At 65.6% G+C, this 17,962-nt stretch carries 15 protein-coding genes; 4 read left to right on the forward strand and 11 right to left on the reverse strand.

The window, feature by feature from the left end; genetic code table 11:
- Nucleotides 1-208: 208 nt before the first annotated feature.
- The 6 genes from NCR35_RS05165 to NCR35_RS05190 form a co-directional block, all read right to left on the reverse strand.
- Complete coding sequence (locus NCR35_RS05165) at nt 209-499, reverse strand: CcdB family protein (RefSeq protein WP_250533433.1); 291 nt, start codon at nt 497-499, stop codon at nt 209-211.
- Nucleotides 499-759 (reverse strand): type II toxin-antitoxin system CcdA family antitoxin, encoded by a 261-nt coding sequence (locus NCR35_RS05170; protein ID WP_250533434.1) that lies wholly within the window; start codon nt 757-759, stop codon nt 499-501. The genes NCR35_RS05165 and NCR35_RS05170 overlap by 1 nt, the downstream gene beginning before the upstream one ends.
- 74 nt (nt 760-833) lie before the next feature.
- Nucleotides 834-1,466, reverse strand: coding sequence for a riboflavin synthase (locus tag NCR35_RS05175; protein ID WP_250533435.1), 633 nt, complete (start codon nt 1,464-1,466; stop codon nt 834-836).
- Between the two features lie 27 nt (nt 1,467-1,493).
- Complete coding sequence (ribD, locus tag NCR35_RS05180) at nt 1,494-2,615, reverse strand: bifunctional diaminohydroxyphosphoribosylaminopyrimidine deaminase/5-amino-6-(5-phosphoribosylamino)uracil reductase RibD (protein ID WP_250533436.1); 1,122 nt, start codon at nt 2,613-2,615, stop codon at nt 1,494-1,496.
- A gap of 27 nt (nt 2,616-2,642) precedes the next feature.
- Complete coding sequence (gene hemL / locus NCR35_RS05185; RefSeq protein WP_250533437.1) at nt 2,643-3,926, reverse strand: glutamate-1-semialdehyde 2,1-aminomutase; 1,284 nt, start codon at nt 3,924-3,926, stop codon at nt 2,643-2,645.
- A gap of 152 nt (nt 3,927-4,078) precedes the next feature.
- Nucleotides 4,079-4,636 carry a hypothetical protein gene (locus NCR35_RS05190; protein WP_250533438.1) on the reverse strand — a complete coding sequence of 186 codons (558 nt, stop codon included), beginning with the start codon at nt 4,634-4,636 and terminating at the stop codon, nt 4,079-4,081.
- 167 nt (nt 4,637-4,803) lie between these two features.
- Here NCR35_RS05190 and NCR35_RS05195 point away from each other — a divergent pair, with 167 nt between their 5' ends.
- Entirely contained in the window at nt 4,804-6,015 is a 1,212-nt protein-coding gene (locus tag NCR35_RS05195; protein ID WP_250533439.1) for a Bcr/CflA family multidrug efflux MFS transporter, read from the forward strand.
- A 433-nt stretch (nt 6,016-6,448) separates the two neighbouring features.
- Here the strand turns inward: NCR35_RS05195 and NCR35_RS05200 are convergent, their stop codons facing one another.
- The 5 genes from NCR35_RS05200 to NCR35_RS05220 all read right to left on the reverse strand — a co-directional run bounded on the left by NCR35_RS05200 (nt 6,449) and on the right by NCR35_RS05220 (nt 13,121).
- A complete protein-coding gene (locus NCR35_RS05200; protein ID WP_250533440.1) occupies nt 6,449-8,575 on the reverse strand; it encodes a prolyl oligopeptidase family serine peptidase in 2,127 nt (708 codons plus the stop codon).
- Nucleotides 8,576-8,689: 114 nt separating this feature from the next.
- Nucleotides 8,690-9,808: an ABC transporter ATP-binding protein gene (locus tag NCR35_RS05205; RefSeq protein ID WP_244848206.1), complete on the reverse strand. Its 1,119-nt coding sequence runs from the start codon at nt 9,806-9,808 to the stop codon at nt 8,690-8,692.
- A gap of 49 nt (nt 9,809-9,857) precedes the next feature.
- On the reverse strand, nt 9,858-10,715 hold the full coding sequence (locus NCR35_RS05210) for a carbohydrate ABC transporter permease (protein ID WP_250533441.1): 858 nt from the start codon (nt 10,713-10,715) through the stop codon (nt 9,858-9,860).
- Nucleotides 10,705-11,646 carry a carbohydrate ABC transporter permease gene (locus NCR35_RS05215; RefSeq protein ID WP_206467800.1) on the reverse strand — a complete coding sequence of 314 codons (942 nt, stop codon included), beginning with the start codon at nt 11,644-11,646 and terminating at the stop codon, nt 10,705-10,707. Before NCR35_RS05215 ends, NCR35_RS05210 begins: the two co-directional genes overlap by 11 nt.
- Before the next feature lie 221 nt (nt 11,647-11,867).
- On the reverse strand, nt 11,868-13,121 hold the full coding sequence (locus NCR35_RS05220; RefSeq protein WP_250533442.1) for an ABC transporter substrate-binding protein: 1,254 nt from the start codon (nt 13,119-13,121) through the stop codon (nt 11,868-11,870).
- A gap of 601 nt (nt 13,122-13,722) precedes the next feature.
- On the opposite strand from NCR35_RS05220, the gene zwf reads away from it, so the two are divergent.
- The 3 genes from zwf to NCR35_RS05235 all read left to right on the forward strand — a co-directional run bounded on the left by zwf (nt 13,723) and on the right by NCR35_RS05235 (nt 17,933).
- Nucleotides 13,723-15,183 carry a glucose-6-phosphate dehydrogenase gene (zwf, locus tag NCR35_RS05225; protein ID WP_250533444.1) on the forward strand — a complete coding sequence of 487 codons (1,461 nt, stop codon included), beginning with the start codon at nt 13,723-13,725 and terminating at the stop codon, nt 15,181-15,183.
- A gap of 130 nt (nt 15,184-15,313) precedes the next feature.
- On the forward strand, nt 15,314-16,036 hold the full coding sequence (gene pgl, locus NCR35_RS05230; RefSeq protein WP_244848212.1) for a 6-phosphogluconolactonase: 723 nt from the start codon (nt 15,314-15,316) through the stop codon (nt 16,034-16,036).
- On the forward strand, nt 16,017-17,933 hold the full coding sequence (locus tag NCR35_RS05235) for a bifunctional transcriptional regulator/glucokinase (protein ID WP_250533445.1): 1,917 nt from the start codon (nt 16,017-16,019) through the stop codon (nt 17,931-17,933). Before pgl ends, NCR35_RS05235 begins: the two co-directional genes overlap by 20 nt.
- Nucleotides 17,934-17,962: the final 29 nt, after the last annotated feature.

Here is a 17,962-nt window from a genome sequence, read left to right on the forward strand (position 1 = left end):
TCGCGCGCATGACTTCGAGCTCCGCGCGACGCGCTTCCTGCTCGCGGCTGCGCTCCTGCGCCTCCTCCACCGCGCCGGGGGGGGGGGGGGGGGGGGGGGGGGGGGGGGGGGGGGGGCGGCCCCGGCGCCGCACGATGCGCGATGTCCGGCAACGCGCGCGCTTCAGCGACGTTTGCGTATGACGCTCACCATCCGCCAAACAACCGGTCTAGCGTCGACAAATTTCGTCCTGTCGATGTACGAGCGAGCTGACTGGCTTGGTCAGCGCGCTGCGCGGGATGGCGGCAAGCGTCGGGGTATCGAGCATGCACTCGATTCCCTCGATGACGAACACGGGGATTAGATCGGGCGGAAGCGGTACCACAGGGAGCCGGTCTAATCGGCGCAGTGGAATGACCACGCGGGTTGCCAGCCCCGACAGACGATTTCTCTGGACCTCGGCAATGTAAGGCGTACTGGCGTGTCCAATGGATTCGCGAAAAACGTCGAACCGGGCCATCAAAACGTCCGATACTGCCCGAGCGGTAAGCCGTCGCGCTCGATCATGTCGTTGTACGCTTGGATGAAGGCCGCGCGTTTGATCGCCCACTGGCGATCCTTTTCCATCTGTACTGCCTGCCGGATCGCCCGCTCGCACGTCTGCGAGAAGTTGATGCCGAGCGCTTTCGCGTCCTTATAGACGTCTTCGGGCAGGCTGATGTTCGTCGCCCGGCGCGGAACGGAGTCGCTCGTCGCATGCCGCATGTTCGCTCTCTTCATGTGGCGATGCATGCGCATTTAAATCAACATGCGGCAGCGGTCAGCGATCGCCGAAGAATGTTGCGGCTTCGGGGCTACGCGCCATTCGCCAGCGACCCCGCCGACATCATCCTCTCCACATATCGCGCGATCAGATCGATCTCCAGATTCACCTTCGCGCCAACGTGAAGCGCCTTCAACGTCGTCACTTCGACCGTGTGCGGAATCAGATTGATGGAAAACTCGCAGCCGTCCGCGCGATCCTCCACGGCGTTCACCGTGAGACTGACGCCGTTCACGGTCACGGAGCCTTTGTACGCCAGATACTTGCCGATGTCCTTCGGCGCGACGATGCGCAATTCGTGCGATTCGCCCACGCGCTCGAAGCGCGACACCGTGCCGAGCCCGTCGACGTGGCCGGAAACCAGATGCCCGCCCAGCCGGTCGTGCGCCCGCAGCGCCTTTTCCAGATTGACCTCCGCGCCCGCATCGCCGAGGCCGACCGTCTTGTTCAGGCTTTCGCGCGAGACGTCGACATCGAACGCATCCGGCGTCTTTTCGATCACCGTCATGCACGCGCCCTGAATCGCGATGCTGTCGCCCAGTTCGACGTCCGCGAGGTCGAGGCCGCCCGCCGCCACCCGCAGACGCACGCCGGCTTGCGGCTCCGTGCCGAGCGGCGTCACCTTTTCGATGCGGCCTACCGCCGCGACGATTCCTGTAAACATGAAGCGCGTTCCTTTATCGAAGCGTGTTTAGAGCAGCGGACCGGCGACGTGCGCATCGGCGAAGCGCGCCAGAATGCGCAGATCGTCGCCGAGCCGGTCGATGCGATGAAACTTGAGATGCGGCCGCGCATCCAGCGTGGCGGGCGGCGCGAAGTCGAACATGCCGGGCGCGCTGCCGAGCAGGCTCGGCGCGAGATACACCAGCAGTTCATCGACGCAGCCTTCGCGCAAGAGCGAGCCGTTCAGCTTGTGGCCCGCCTCGACGTGCAATTCGTTGATGCCGCGATCCGCGAGCGCCGTGAGCATCGCGGGAAGATCCACCTTGCCGTGCTCGTTCGACAACTCGATCAATTGCGCGCCCTTGTCGCGCAGCAACGCGGCGCGTTGCGCGTCGGCATTGGCGGAATGGAAGATCCACGGCGGCGCGCCGTCCAGAATGCGCGCGTCCAGCGGCACGTTGAGCCGGCTGTCGATCAGAACGCGCTGCGGCTGGCGCGGCGTGTCGACCGCGCGCACGGTGAGTTGCGGATCGTCCTCGCGCACCGTGCCGATGCCGGTCAGGATTGCGCAGGCGCGAGCGCGCCAGGCGTGACCGTCGGCGCGCGCGTCTTCGCCGGTGATCCACTGGCTCTCGCCCGACGGCAGACCCGTGCGCCCGTCGAGCGTCGCCGCCACTTTCATGCGCACCCACGGGCGACGGCGCGTCATGCGCGAGACGAAGCCGATGTTCATCTCGTGCGCCTCGTTCGCGAGCAGCCCGCAGCGCACGTCGATGCCCGCGTCGCGCAGCATCGCGAGTCCGCGCCCGGAGACCGTCGGGTTCGGGTCTTCCATCGCCGCGATGACTTTCTCGACGCGCGCGTCGATCAGCGCGTGCGCGCAGGGCGGCGTGCGCCCGAAGTGGCTGCACGGTTCGAGCGTCACGTAGGCGGTCGCGCCGCGCGGGTCCTTGCCGCGCGAACGGGCGTCTTTCAGCGCGCGCACTTCGGCGTGATCCTGGCCGGCCGGCTGCGTGAAGCCCATGCCGATCACTTCGCCGTTCTTGACCAGCACGCAGCCGACGCGCGGATTCGGCGTCGTCGTGTACATGCCGCGCGAGGCGAGCGCGAGCGCGCGCTCCATGTAGGTGAAATCGGATTGCGAGAACATCGCGGCGGCCCGTTGCGCGACGCGGCCTTAAACCGCGAGCGACGCGAACGCGCCACGCGCGGCGTCGAGCGTCGCGTCGAGGACGGCGTCGTCGTGGGCGCTCGACACGAACCCGGCTTCGAACGCGGACGGCGCGAAGTACACGCCGGCATCGAGCATCGCGTGGAAGAACGCGTTGAAGCGTGTCGTGTCGCCCTTCGCGATCTGCGCGAAGCTGCCCGGCACCTGATCCATGAAGTACAGGCCGAACATGCCGCCGATGGAGTCGGCGCAGAAGGGCACCTTCGCTTGGCGGGCGGCGGCAGTCAGCCCGTCGACGAGCTTGCGCGTCTTCCTTGCGAGGTCGTCGTAGAAGCCTTCGCGCTGGATGATCTGCAAGGTCTTCAGGCCCGCCGCGACCGCGATGGGATTGCCCGAGAGCGTGCCCGCCTGATAGACGCCGCCGAGCGGCGCGAGATGCGCCATGATGTCGCGTCGTCCGCCGAATGCCGCCGCCGGCATGCCGCCGCCGATGACCTTGCCGAGGCACGTCAGGTCTGGCTGGATGCCGTACACCTGCTGCGCGCCGCCGAGCGCGACGCGAAACCCGCACATCACTTCGTCGAAAATCAGCACGGCGCCGTACTCGTTGCAGCGTTCACGCAGGGCGTTCAGGAACTCGGGCGTCGCGCGCACGAGGTTCATGTTGCCCGCGACCGGCTCCACGATCACCGACGCGATTTCCGCGCCGAACGCAGCAAATGCTTCGTTGAGTTGCTCGACGTTGTTGTATTCGAGCACCGTCGTATGCTTGGCGATGTCCGCGGGAACGCCCGCCGACGTCGGATTGCCGAAAGTCAGCAGGCCCGAGCCCGCCTTCACCAGCAGGCTGTCCGCGTGGCCGTGATAGCAGCCCTCGAACTTTACGATGCGGCTGCGGTTCGTGAAGCCGCGCGCAAGACGCAGTGCGCTCATCGTCGCTTCGGTGCCCGAAGACACCATGCGCACCTGTTCGATCGACGGAACGAGCTTGCAGATTTCCTCCGCGATTTCGATTTCCGCTTCAGTCGGCGCGCCGAACGAGAAGCCGTCGGCGAGCACGCGCTGCACCGCTTCGAGCACTTCCGGGTGCACGTGGCCGACGATCATCGGCCCCCACGAGCCGATGTAGTCGATATAGCGTTTGCCTTCGGCATCCCAGAAGTACGGGCCTTGCGCGCGCTCGATGAAGCGGGGCGTGCCGCCGACCGAGCGAAACGCCCGCACCGGCGAATTCACGCCGCCGGGGATGGTTCGCTGAGCGCGTTCGAAGAGGGCTTGGTTCTTGGACATGGAGAAGGCCTGCGCTGAAAGTGGATGCAAGACACGCGACCGGCTTACGCGGCGAAAGACGCCGCCCGGCGCGATGAAAGCACGGCGCCGATGCGCGTCCGGTGCGACAAATGTTGCCTGAAATTGTACCGGAGTCGTTGAAGGGGAGCCGGTTACGGCTGGCGCGTTCGCGCGGGCTTGCGCGGCGGCGCGTCGTCGGCTGCGCGGGCCTGGCGCGCGCTCGCTTTGCTCGGCATCGCGGGAACGGGATTGCTCAACGCGGGCGGACGTCCGCGCCGGCCGGTGCGCTCGGTCCAGAGCTTTTCGAGCGCGCCCTCGGCCATCGGCTTGATGAGCGTGCCGGAGCTTTGCGCATCCCACGTCTGCACGGAGAACGGGTGCGCCCGCAGTTCGTCGCGCGTGACGACGACTTTCTCGTGTGCATCGGCGAGCCAGTCATACACGAAGTCGATGCATAGCCGATACCCGCGCTTCGACTGCGCGTCCGGCACCTCGTACGGCGCGCGCGTCACGTAGCCCGAGCCGAACACGCCCTTCGGCTCCTGCGCCACGCGATGCACGAACACGCGATCGCCCGGCACGAGGCCGCGCGCCGTGCCGCAGCCCCAGACATCGGCGACGGCTTCGCCTGCCGCCACGCGGCGCGCGATGTCGGGCAACTCGGGCCACGGCCACTTCTTCGGGCTCCAGATCAGCAAAAAGGCGGTCATCGGGTCGTGGCAAGGGGGCAAGGCGGAAAGCGCAGGAGCGGTGAGCTTAGCGCACCCGGCCAGATCCGGGCGTCGCGTACAATGGCCGCTCGCTTCGAACGCTTCCCCCGATAGCTGCAACCACCACGACGGGCCATTGAGCGCCCGTCCTCTTCCTTGCACACTCGATGTCAGACACCACCCGCCGCCGGCCCGATGGCCGGCTGATCCTGTTGCTCGGCGCGCTCGCCGCATGCGGTCCGCTGTCCATCGACATGTATTTGCCGAGCCTGCCGTCGCTCGCCGCCGCGTTCGGGACGAGCCCGGCCGCCGCGCAAAGCACGCTGACGAGCTTCATGTTCGGCTTCTCGTTCGGCATGCTGTTGTACGGCCCGCTGTCCGATGCCTACGGCAGGCGGCCGATTCTTCTGGGCGGCATCGCGTTGTATGCGATCGCGAGCATCGCCTGCGCGACGGCGTTCTCCATCGACGCACTCGTGTTCGTGCGCTTCCTTCAGGCGCTCGGCGCGGGCGCGGCGTCCGTGCTGGCGCGCGCCATCGCCCGCGACGCCCACGCGCCGTCCGACGCCGCCCGCGTCCTGTCGATGCTGTCCATCGTGACGTCCATCGGCCCGCTGCTCGCGCCGCTGATCGGCGGACAACTGCTGCTGCTCGGCGGCTGGCGTGTGGTCTTCGTTGCGCTCACGCTCTTCGGCACGCTGTGCGCGGTGACCGCGTTCCTGCGCGTGCCCGAAACGTGGCCGAAGGAGAAACGCGCGGGCGCGGCGCTCGGCACGTCGTTCGCGGCCTACGGGCATCTCCTGACCGATCCCGTCACGTGGGGCCACGTGCTCTGCGGCGGCATGGCGTTCGCGTCGATGTTCGCGTACATCACCGCGACGCCCTTCGTCTACATCGACTATTTCCACGTCAAGCCGCAGCATTACGGGCTGCTGTTCGGGCTGAATATCGTCGGGATCATCGGCGGGAACGTGCTCAATACGAAGCTCGTCGGGCGCGTCGGCGCGATGAAGATGATCTCGGCAGCGGCGTTCGTCAGCGTCGTGGCGGCCATCGTGGTCGCGTTCGTCGCGCTGACGGGCTGGGGCGGCTTGTGGTCGATCGTCGCGAGCCTGTTCTTCGTGGTCGGCGTAGTCGGCCTCTTGTCCGCCAATTGCACGACCGAACTCATGCACCGTTATCCGCGCAATGCGGGCGCAGCCGCCGCCGTCTTCGGCGCAATGCAGCTCGCGCTCGGCGCGCTGGCGAGTCTCGCGGTCGGCCTCTTTCACGACGTCTCGCCGCACGGCATGGGCATCGTGATCGGCACGTGCGGCGTCCTGACTTTCGCCGGGCGCACGCTCGTGATGCGCTCGCACGCCGCGCCCGTGCGCGTCTGAAATCAGGCAGTCGCGCGGCGCGCGGGCAAAAAAAAACCTCGCGCGATGGCGAGGTCAATCTGGGTCAAAGGTGCTTCCAACTCGACTCATGCCGCCTTGGGTCAGAAGGCGGCGCGGTCGAGCGGTTCTCAGTGGGCAGTATTCGTCCGGGTCAAAGGTGAATACTCGCTCGATTCGGCTTGGGCGATAGGCGTCTCCTCCTGTCGAGAATCGGGTGCCTGGGTCAAAGGTGTTCCCGATCGGTTCGTTTCGGTCGAAAAGTCAGTCAAACCATTCCCGTTGCCGCGCACCTTCTGTCGAGGAAGGTGTTTCGCCGGATCAACAAGGAATGGTTGAACTATAGGCGGGCCGTAAGCTCGGCTATATCGAACGAATTCGAATCGTAAGAGAGCGACGCTTTTTCACCGAAACGCGCCGTTGCGCCGCGAGCGGATCACGGCTGTAGCGGCAGCGGCCCGACAACGGACGCGAGGAACGTGAACGCCGCCGCTTCCGCCTGCGCGACCGCTTCCGGCTCGACGCCCGCGCCGTGCCCGCCTTCGCCCGTTTCCTGATACCAGACGTTGTCGTGGCCTTGCGCCTGCATCTTCGCGACCATCTTGCGCGCGTGGCCCGGATGCACGCGGTCGTCGCTCGTGGATGACGTGAAGAGCGCCGGCGGATAGGCGGCATCCGCCTTGACGTTCTGATACGGCGAATAAGCCATCAGATGCGGCAGATCGGCGGCGTCGTCCGGATCGCCGTACTCGTCGATCCACGATGCGCCTTGCAAAAGCGTATGGAAGCGCGCCATGTCGACGAGCGGCACTTCGGACAGCACCGCGCCGAAGCACTCCGGCCGCTGCACCATGCACACGGCGGTGAGCAGGCCGCCGTTGCTCGCGCCGCGAATGGCGAGCTGCTTCGCCGTGGTGACGCCGCTTTCGACGAGCGCCTGCGCGACCGCCACAAAATCGTCGAACGAGACTTGCCGGTTCTCGCGCAGCGCCGCCTGATGCCATTGCGGACCGAACTCGCCGCCGCCGCGAATGTTCGCCACCGCGTACAGGCCGCCGCGCTCCAGCCACGCGATGCCGGTCGTCGCGTCGTAATGCGGGTCGAGCGCGACTTCGAAGCCGCCGTAGCCGTAGAGGAGGCACGGCCGCGCTTGCTGCGGCGTTTGCGCATCGACATCGCGGCCGATCAGCCAGTACGGAATGCGCTCGCCGTCGGGCGCAATCGCGTGGCGGCGCACGGCGGTCAGCCCGCTCGCGTCGAACTGCGCGGGCAGGCGCGCGAGCAAGGTCCACGGGGCGTCGCTGGCGAGATCGGCGTGATAGAGCGACGGCGGCATCAGAAAGTGCTCGACGTGAATGAGCACCGTGTCGTCGCGCTCGCTGTCGACGGAATCGACATAGCTCTGGCTCGCCTCCGGCAACGCGAACTCGCGCGCTTGCCACGCGCCGTCGTGATCCGCGGGCGGACGCCAGAGCGTGACGCGCGGCGTGCCGTCGTCCATTTGCGAGAGAATCAGCCATTGCTTCGTGAAGTCGATGCTCGCCAGCACGCGCCGCTCGGCGGGCGTAAAGAGGGCAGTGAAATGGCGCGAGCCGTCGAGAAACGCGTCGCGCCGGATCACGGTGAGCGAGCCCGCCGCGTGACGCCGGCCGCCCACGTTCCATTGCTTGCGCGGCGTGACGAAGAGCCAGCCGTTCCAGTGCTCGATCTCGGCGTGCTGAGGCAGGTCGTACTGACGCCATTCGTTCGCGGTCTCGTCGAGCCAGAAGTGCAGCGTGTCATAGAACGTGACGGCGCGCGACGCGAGATGCAGCTTTTCGAGCGGATCGTAGTCCGCGCCCGCCGACACGTCGCGGCGCGCGCCTTCGAACACGACGGGCGCATCCGCGAGCGGCGTGCCGCGCTTCCAGCGCCGCGCCTGACGCGGAAAGCCGGAAGTGGTGAGCGCGGGCCGCGCGCTCGTCTTGCTGTCGTCCCAGCCGACATAGACCGTATCGCGGTCGATCCACGAAATGTCGTGCTTGCCGACGTCCGGCAGCACGAAGCCGTCTTCGACGAAGCGGCGTTCCTCGATATCGAACTCGCGCACGATGCACGCATCCGATCCGCCCGGCGACAGCGAGACGAGCGCGCGGTCATAGCCGGGGTAGAGCATGTCGAAGTCGGCGAGGGCCCAGCGCGTGTCGTCGCGCTTGTTCGTGTTGAGGTCGAGCGCGTCGACGTCGAGCACGATGTCCCATTCGGGCGTGCCGGCCAGCCACGCGCTCCACGGCGCGCGGCGCACGATGCCGAGCGGATGCGCGTCGTCCTGCCACGTGTTGTAGGCCCAGTCGCCGTATCGCGAGCAGGTGACGATGCGATCCTGCGACGTGTACGCCTTCTCGAGCCGCGCGGCGAGCGCGCGCGCGTCGGGCGTTTCGCCGAACGCGGCTTCGGTGCGGCGGTTCTGCGCATCGACCCAGGCTTGTACGCGGGCGTCGTCGAGCGATTCGAGTCCGATGAAGGGATCAGGGTTGTCGGCTTGCGGCCAGAGGAGCGAAGGGTGATCGGAGAGCAGGGACATGGCGCGGCGCATTCAAAAGCGAAACGCTGATTGTGCCGCATCGGTGCGACCGCGCCATCAAAGAAAAAGCCGCGCACGAGGCGCGGCTTCGAAGCAGATTAGCGACGACGGCGCTCAGGCCAGCCGCTCTTCCGTCTTCGGATCGAACAGCACCGCCTTCGACACATCGAACAGCAGCGTCATGTTCGACAACGGCTGCGGATTGCTCGCCGGGTGCACGCGCGACACGATGCGCTTGCCGTTCACCTGCGCGAACACGAGCGTGTCCGGGCCGGTCGGCTCGATCACGTCGACGCGCACGTCCATCGGTTGCAGGCTCGCGTCTGCGACGTCGTGCGCGCTGCGCGCGTCGGTGATGCGCTCGGGGCGCAGGCCGAGCACCACGTCCTGACCGATCCTGCCGCGCAGCTTCGCGGCATCGAACGGCAGCTTCAGCACATTGCGCGCGACGCCCGTGTCCAGTTGCAGGCCGACGCCCGCGCCGGCCTCGACCAGCTTGCCGCTGATGAAGTTCATCGGCGGCGCGCCGATGAAGCCCGCGACGAACAGGTTCGACGGCGAATCGTAGATTTCCTGCGGCGCGCCGAACTGCTGCACGATGCCGTCCTTCATCACGGCGATGCGGTCGCCGAGCGTCATCGCTTCGATCTGATCGTGCGTCACGTAGACAATGGTCGTGCCGAGGCGCTGATGCAGCAGCTTGATTTCGGAACGCATCTCGATGCGCAGCTTGGCGTCGAGGTTCGAGAGCGGCTCGTCGAAGAGGAACATCACCGGATCGCGCGCAAGTGCGCGGCCCATGGCGACGCGCTGACGCTGACCGCCCGACAGTTGCCCCGGCTTGCGGTCGAGCAGGTGGCCGATCTGCAGCGTCTCGGACACGCGATCGACGATCTTCTTCTGCTCGTCCTTCGGCACCTTGCGGATGTTGAGGCCGAACGAGATGTTGTCGCGCACGCTCATGGAAGGGTAGAGCGCGTAGGACTGGAACACCATCGCGATATCGCGGTCCTTCGGCGAGAGGTTGTTGACCGTCTTGCCGTCGATCTGGATCTCGCCCTTGGTGACGGTCTCCAGCCCCGCGATCATGTTGAGCAGCGTGGACTTGCCGCAGCCCGAGCCGCCCACGAGGATCAGAAACTGTCCGTCCTCGATGTCGATGTTGACGCCCTTGAGAACCGGCACCCCGTTCGGGTAGGTCTTGTACACGTCACGGATGGAAAGGCTTGCCATGCTTGAATCCTCTATGTTGTCTCTTCAGCGGGAAGCGCGTTCGTTGCGCTCAACCCTTCACCGCGCCCGCCGTCAGGCCGCGCACGAAGTAACGTCCTGCGATCATGTAGACGAGAATCGTCGGCAAGGCCGCGATGATCGCGCCCGCCATGTCCACGTTGTATTCCTTCACGCCCGTCGACGTATTGACGAGGTTGTTCAGCGCCACCGTGATCGGCATCGAATCCACGCCCGAGAACACGATACCGAACAGGAAGTCGTTCCAGATCTGCGTGAACTGCCAGATCAGGCAGACCATGAAGATCGGCAGCGAGACGGGCAGCAGGATTTTCGTGAAGATCGTGAAGAAGCCCGCGCCGTCGATGCGCGCCGCCTTCACGAGTTCAGCCGGAATGCTCACGTAGAAGTTGCGGAAGAACATGGTCGTGAACGCGATGCCGTAGATCACGTGCACGAGCACCAGGCCGCTCGTCGTGTTCGACAGTCCGAGGAAGCCTTGCAGCCGCGCCATCGGCAAAAGAATGGCCTGAAACGGGATGAAGCAGCCGACGAGCAGCATCGTGAAGAACGCGTCCGCGCCGCGGAAGCGCCAGTGCGTGAGCACGTAGCCGTTGAACGCGCCGACGATCGACGAGATCAGCACGGCCGGAATCACCATGCGCACGGAGTTCATGAAGAACGGCTCCATGCCGTCGCAGCGCACGCCGGTGCACGCTTCCTGCCACGCCTTCACCCACGGCGCGAATGTGACGTGCGTGGGCGGAGTGAGCAGGTTGCCGGTGCGAAGCTGGTCGAGGTCCTTGAACGACGTGGACAGCATCACGTAGATCGGGAACAGGAAGTAGAGCGCGAAAAGAATCAGCACCGCGTAAATGACGGCGCGGCTGATCGTCATCTTAGGCTGCATTGCGGGTGCTCCTCGATTCCAGATACATGAGCGGCACGAGAACCGCGACGACCGTGGCGAGCATCATCATCGACGAAGCGGCGCCGACGCCCAGTTGCCCCCGGTTGAACGAGAACGTGTACATGAAGATGGCCGGCAGCGACGACGACGTGCCCGGTCCGCCCGCGGTCAACGCGACGACGAGGTCGAAGGTCTTGATCGTGATGTGGCAGAGAATCAGCAGCACGGAGAAGAACACCGGACGCATGCTCGGAATCACGATCTTGCGGTAGATGGTCGGCAGCGTCGCGCCGTCCACTTGCGCGGCCTTGAAGATTTCGCTGTCGACGCCGCGCAGGCCGGCGAGGAAGAGCGCCATCACGAAGCCGCTCGATTGCCAGACCGCCGCGATCACGACGCAGAAGATGGCCTTGTCCGGGTCGCCGAGCCAGTTAAAGGTGAAGCTCGTCCAGCCCCAGTCGTGGAACACCTTTTCGATGCCGAGGCCGGGGTTCAGAATCCATTGCCACGCGGTGCCCGTCACGATGAAGGACAGCGCCATCGGATAGAGAAAGACCGCGCGCAGCGCGCCTTCGTTGCGGATTTTCTGGTCGAGCAGGATCGCGAGGAAGAGGCCCAGACCGACGCAGATGGCGATGAACGGAATGCCGAACCAGCCGAGATTGGCGGCGGAAGTCCACCAGACGTCGTTGGCGAAGAGTTGCCGGTATCGGTCGAAACCGGCGAACTCGTAGCGCGGCATGAGTCGCGATTCGGACAGCGACAGATAGCCCGTCACGGCGATGAAGCCGTAGACGAACACGAGCGCGATCACGATGCTGGGAGCGAGCACCAGCTTGGGAATCCAGCGATCGGCGAGCGCCGCCGTGGGCGAAGCGCGGCGAGGCTGGTGCGGACTCTTTTCCGCGGTACCGCTGAGGGAGGCAGTCACAACTCGACTCCTGGAAGATGCGCCGGCGCTTGAATGGCGCCATGACGCGCTTGAATGACGCTGACTTGCGCGCGCGGTGCGAAGGTGTGCTTTCGGATCGGCTGACTTCGGCACGACCGGCGCTTGGTACGCGCTTGGTACGACTTATGTGCGACGCTTCTGTGGCTCGGGCGGCGGGCGGCCGTGCTGCGCCGCCTGCCGCCCGTCACGCTGCTACGTCCTTACTTCGTCTTGGCGGCGTTCGCGAGCGCCTGAACCGCGCTCTTCGAATCCTGCGACGAATTCATGAACTTCGTCACGACGTCGGTCATGGCGCCCGCGACAGCGTCGCCCTGGGCCATGCCGTGCGCGAGCGACGGAACATAGCCGCCCGACTTGATCGCCGTCTGTTCATCAGCGTAGGACTTCTTCGCGCAGTCGTCGAATTTGTCCATCTTCACGCCGAGACGCACCGGGATCGAGCCTTTGTTCAGGCTGAACTGTTCCTGGAAGTCCGGCGACATGATGGTCTTCGCGAGCGCGAGCTGGCCCGGCGTGGCGGCCTTCTGGCCCTTCTGCTGGAAGAACACGAACGAGTCGACGTTGAAGGTGTACGCCTTCTCCGTGCCCGGCACCGCGGCGCAGATGTAGTCCGTGCCGGCCTTCTTGTTCGCGCCGGCGAATTCGCCCTTCGCCCAGTCGCCCATGAACTGCATGCCGGCCTTGCCGTTGATGACCATGGCGGTGGCGAGGTTCCAGTCGCGGCCGGTGCGGCCGCTATCGAAGTAACCCTGGATCTTGCGGACGGTGTCGAACACCTGAACCATCTTGTCCGAGGTCAGCGTCTTCTGGTCCAGATCGACGATGGCCTTCTTGTAGAAGTCCGCGCCCTGCGACAGCACGACGTCTTCCCACAGCGTCAGGTCTTGCCACGGCTGGCCGCCCATCGCGATCGGCATGATGCCCGCGGCCTTCATCTTGTCGGCCACCTGGAAGAACTCGGCCCAGGTCGTCGGCACCTTGCCGCCTGCCTTGTCGAGCGCGGCCTTGTTGATGTACAGCCAGTTCACGCGATGCACCGAGAACGGCGCGGCGACGTAGTGGCCGTCAGCGTGGATGATCTTGTCGATTTCCGGCGGCAGGTTCTTCTTCCAGTCGCCGGCGACGGAGTCGATCGGCACCAGCACGCCTTGCTCCGACCATTCCTGGATCAGCGGACCCTTGATCTGAGCCGCCGACGGCGCGTTGCCCGAGATCACCTGGGTCTTCAGCGCGGTCATTGCCGCAGCGCCTGCGCCGCCCGCGACCGCGAAGTCCTTCCACTGATAGCCCTGCTTGGTCATGTCGTCCTTGAGCACGCCGACCGCTTTCGATTCGCCGCCCGAGGTCCACCAGTGCAGCACGGAAACAGCCTCGGCAGCCTGCACCGCCGACGCCGTCGCGCCGCACAGAAGACCTGCGGCGCACAGCGCGCCCATGAGCTTACGGACTTTCATTGTTTATCTCCTCCAGCACCTGAACAAGTAACGAGTGGCCCCTGATGTCGCCAGGAAGCGTTGAAAAAACGGTGGTTACACAACGGCAATGCTTGGGTGGCCGGGGCTCGGGTGTCGGGGTGTCGGCGGAAAAGCGCGCCACGCGGGCGATGCATGCGCGCGTGCGAAGCCGGCAGTCCGGTACCGATTAGTCGGCCGCACGGCTCTCAAGAGATGAGTAGGTCAAATCGCAACGACTGTCTCCTCTGTGAGCCGATGGCGTCATGCCTGTGCCGGCCCATGCTAGTGATTGCTTTTGATTTTTACCCGCGCACACGAGCCGCATTGCAAGCGGACGAGAGGGCGCAGGCGCGAGGCGGTACACGTGTGAGACGCAGCCGGTGCATGGAAGCAGCGATTTCCGGTCTTCGCTAACATGAGTACGCGGTCGCCTTAGGGAAAACACTCAGCTTCTGATTGACAAGCCATTTTTTTCCCGGGTGACATTTCCTCTTGATTTGGATTGTAGTTAAACTACAATTCAGTGTCAAAAAAAATTTTGTCGAACTACGGTACCCTTTCGTTCGACGTCCCACCGACTTCACAGGCGGCCTCAAAACCCATGCAAAGCGACTCGAACTTCATCTTCGTGCTCTTCGGCGGGACCGGCGACTTGTCCATGCGCAAGATTCTTCCGGCGCTGTTCGAAGCGCACCGGGCGGGCATGCTGGCCGCGTCGGGCAAGATCGTCGCCGTGGCGCGCGGCGCGCAGGCTCCCGGCGAATACCTCGCGTGGGTCGAGGAACACGTGAAGCCTCATGTGTCGAAGAAGGCTCTGGACGAGACCGCGTGGCGCAGCTTTCTGGAGCGCATCGAATACGTGCAGCTCGACCTGGGCCGCGCGGAAGACTTCGTGGTGCTGCGCGACGCGCTCGCCAAATACGACGGCACGCGCGTGTTTTATCTCGCGACCGGGCCGTCGCTCTTCGTGCCCATCTGCCGCGCGCTGTCGGAAGTCGGCCTCAACCAGAACGCGCGCATCGTGCTGGAAAAGCCGCTCGGCTATGACCTGAAGTCGTCCAACGCCATCAACGACGCGGTCGGCGAGATCTTTCAGGAAGAGCAGATCTACCGGATCGACCATTACCTCGGCAAGGAGCCGGTGCAGAACCTTCTCGCGCTGCGCTTCGGCAATGCGCTCTTCGAGCCGCTGTGGCGGCGCGAGTGGGTCGAGAGCATCCAGATCACCATTGCGGAAGAACTCGGCGTGGAAGCGCGCGGCGACTTCTACGACAACACCGGCGCGTTGCGCGACATGGTGCAGAACCATTTGCTGCAACTGCTTTCCATCGTGACGATGGAGCCGCCGCATTCGATGGATTCCGACTCCGTGCGCGACGAGAAGCTGCGCGTGCTGCGCGCGCTGAAGCCGATCGACGAGCGCGACATCAGCCGCGTCGCCGTGCGCGGGCAGTATCACGCGGGCGTGATTCGCGGCGCATCGGTGCCGGCCTACGCGACGGAAGCCGGCGTGCGCCCCGACAGCAACACGGAAACCTTCGTCGCGCTGAAAGTCGAGATCGAAAACTGGCGCTGGGCCGGCGTGCCGTTCTTCCTGCGCACCGGCAAGCGGCTCGCGGACCGCGTCGCGGAGATCGTCGTGAATTTCCGGCCCGTGCCGCATTCGGCGCTCGGCGCGAATGCGTTGCGCGCGGGCGCGAACCGGCTCGTGATCCGCCTGCAGCCGAACGAGACCATTCGCCTCTACTGCCTCGCCAAGCAGCCGGGCGAGGGCATGAATCTCGCAAGCGTCCATCTGGACCTCGCGTTCGACCAGTTCTTCAAGGAAGGGCAGATGGAGGCGTACCAGCGGCTGTTGCTGGACGTGATCCACGGGCGGCTCGCGCTCTTCGTGCGTCGCGACGAGCAGGAAGCCGCGTGGCGCTGGGTCGAGCCGATCCTCAACGCGTGGGCGGCGTCGACGAACAAGCCCAAGCCGTACGCGGCGGGCACGTGGGGGCCGGCGGCGTCGAGCGCAATGCTCGCGCAGCATGGCACGTGCTGGCTGGAAGAAGAGAATTGAGGGCGTCGCGCTGACGGCTCCATTCAGAGAGACGCCGCGCGCGCCAGCACACAAGACCGCTTCGCGGGCCGCTCGCGGCTTCGCGGCATAAGGCGGGTCGATAAACCAAGACAAGCAGGATGGAGGAGCAGTGATCGAGCTTCGCACTTTCGACGACCCGCGCGCCCACTCGGACGCGCTGGCGAAGGCCGTCAGCGACGCGCTTGCCGCGTCGCTCGCGGCCAGAGGCGCCGCATCGGCCGATGCCAGCGCAGCCGCATCAGGACAGTCCGCTCATGCCACGCTCGCCGTGTCCGGCGGCACGAGCCCGCGTCCGTTCTTGCAGACGCTCTCGCGCGAGCCGCTCGCGTGGGCGCATATCGACGTGACGCTCGTCGACGACCGCTGGGTGCCTGAAACCGATTCCGCGAGCAACGCGCGCCTCGTGCGCGAGACGCTTCTGCAAGACGCGGGCGCGGCCGCCTACTTCCTGCCGCTCGTCGATACGTCCGCCACGCTCGACGCGCACGTCGCCGCGCTCAACGCCGACGCGCGCCGCCGTCTGCCGGATGTCGCCGTGCTCGGCATGGGCGAGGACGGCCACACGGCGTCCATCTTCGCGGACGCGCCCGAATGGGACTTCGCCATTTCCACGCAGGACCGCTTCGTCGCCGTGCATCCGGGCAGCGCGCCGCACGCGCGAGTGAGCCTGTCGATGTCCGCTCTCAAGCAGGTGAAGCAGCTTTTTCTCTTCATCTCCGGCCAGAAGAAACTGGACGTGCTGAACGCGGCGCTCGCCGCGCGCCAAAAGAATGCCATCTCGACCCTGGCCAACGATGAAGGAGTGAAGCTCGATGTCTACTGGTGTGCATAAGGCCGCGCCGGCGCCGAGCCACGCCGACGGACCGAGGCTGCTCGCCGACATCGGCGGCACCAACGCGCGCTTCGCGCTGGAGACGGCGCCCGGCGAGATCGGGCAGATTCGCGTGTATCCGGGCGCCGATTACCCGGGCATCGCCGAAGTCATGCAGCAGTATCTGAAGGACACGAAAGTCGGCCGCGTGAATCACGCGGCGATCGCGATCGCCAATCCGGTGGACGGCGATCACGTGAAAATGACGAACCACGACTGGAGCTTTTCGATCGAAGCGACGCGCCGCGCGCTCGGCTTCGACACGCTGCTCGTCGTCAACGACTTCACCGCGCTCGCGATGGCGCTGCCCGGTCTCACCGATGCGCAGCGCGTGCAGGTGGGCGGCGGCGCGCGCCGGCAGAACAGCGTGATCGGCTTGCTGGGTCCGGGCACGGGTCTGGGCGTGTCGGGTCTGATCCCCGCGGACGATCGCTGGATCGCGCTCGGTAGCGAAGGCGGCCACGCGACCTTCTCGCCGTTCGATGAGAGCGAAGACCTCGTCACGCGTTATGCGCGCCGCAAGTACCCGCACGTGTCGTTCGAGCGCGTGTGCGCGGGGCAGGGGCTGGAGCTGATCTACCGCGCGTTCGCGGAGCGCGACAACGTGGCGGTTGCAGACACCTTCACCGCCGCCGACGTCACCACGCGCGCGCATCAGGGCGAGGCGCTCGCGCTCGAAACGGTGAACTGTTTCTGCGCGATCCTCGGCACGTTCGCGGGCAACATCGCGGTGACGCTCGGCGCGCTGGGCGGCATTTATATCGGCGGCGGCATCGTGCTGAAGCTGGGCGATCTGTTCCACAAGTCGCCGTTTCGCGAGCGATTCGAGTCGAAAGGGCGCTTCCAGCAGTATTTGTCCGGCATTCCGACTTACGTGATCACCGCGGAATATCCCGCGTTTCTCGGCGTCTCCGCGATTCTTGCCGAGCAGTTGTCGAATCGCGCGAACAGCGGATCGTCGGCGGTGTTCGAACGCATTCGCCAGATGCGCGACGCGCTCACGCCCGCCGAACGGCGCGTGGCCGATCTCGCGCTGAATCACCCGCGCTCGATCATCAACGATCCGATCATCGACATTGCGCGCAAGGCGGACGTGAGCCAGCCGACGGTGATCCGCTTTTGCCGCTCGCTCGGCTGTCAGGGCCTCTCCGACTTCAAGCTGAAGCTCGCGACGGGACTCACGGGCACGATTCCGGTGAGCCACAGTCAGGTGCATCTCGGCGATACGGCCACCGACTTCGGCGCGAAGGTGCTGGACAACACCGTGTCCGCCATCCTTCAGCTGCGCGAGCATCTGAACTTCGAGAACGTCGAGCGCGCGATCGACATTCTGAACGGCGCGCGGCGCATCGAGTTCTATGGCCTCGGGAATTCGAACATCGTCGCGCAGGACGCGCATTACAAGTTCTTCCGCTTCGGCATCCCGACGATTGCCTACGGCGATCTGTATATGCAGGCGGCCTCGGCGGCGCTGCTCGGCAAGGGCGATGTGATCGTGGCCGTGTCGAAGTCCGGGCGCGCGCCGGAACTGCTGCGCGTGCTGGAAGTGGCGATGCAGCAGGGCGCGACGGTCATCGCGATCACGTCGAGCAACACGCCGCTCGCCAAGCGCGCGACGGTGGCGCTGGAGACGGATCACATCGAGATTCGCGAGTCGCAGTTGTCGATGATCTCGCGCATTCTGCATCTCGTGATCATCGATATCCTCGCGGTCGGCGTGGCCATTCGCCGCGCGGCGCCGCAGCCGGGCGCGAAGATCAGCGAGACGGTCGCGCACGCGCGCGAGTCCAGCGACGACGAAGCCGCCGCCGTGCTCGACTGGCTGAGTCACGGTGCTTCGGGCATGGCGAAGGAATAACGCCTGAGCAGTCCGAACGAAAAGGGCCG

The organism is Caballeronia sp. AZ10_KS36 (genome assembly GCF_023631105.1).
Classification (GTDB): domain Bacteria; phylum Pseudomonadota; class Gammaproteobacteria; order Burkholderiales; family Burkholderiaceae; genus Caballeronia.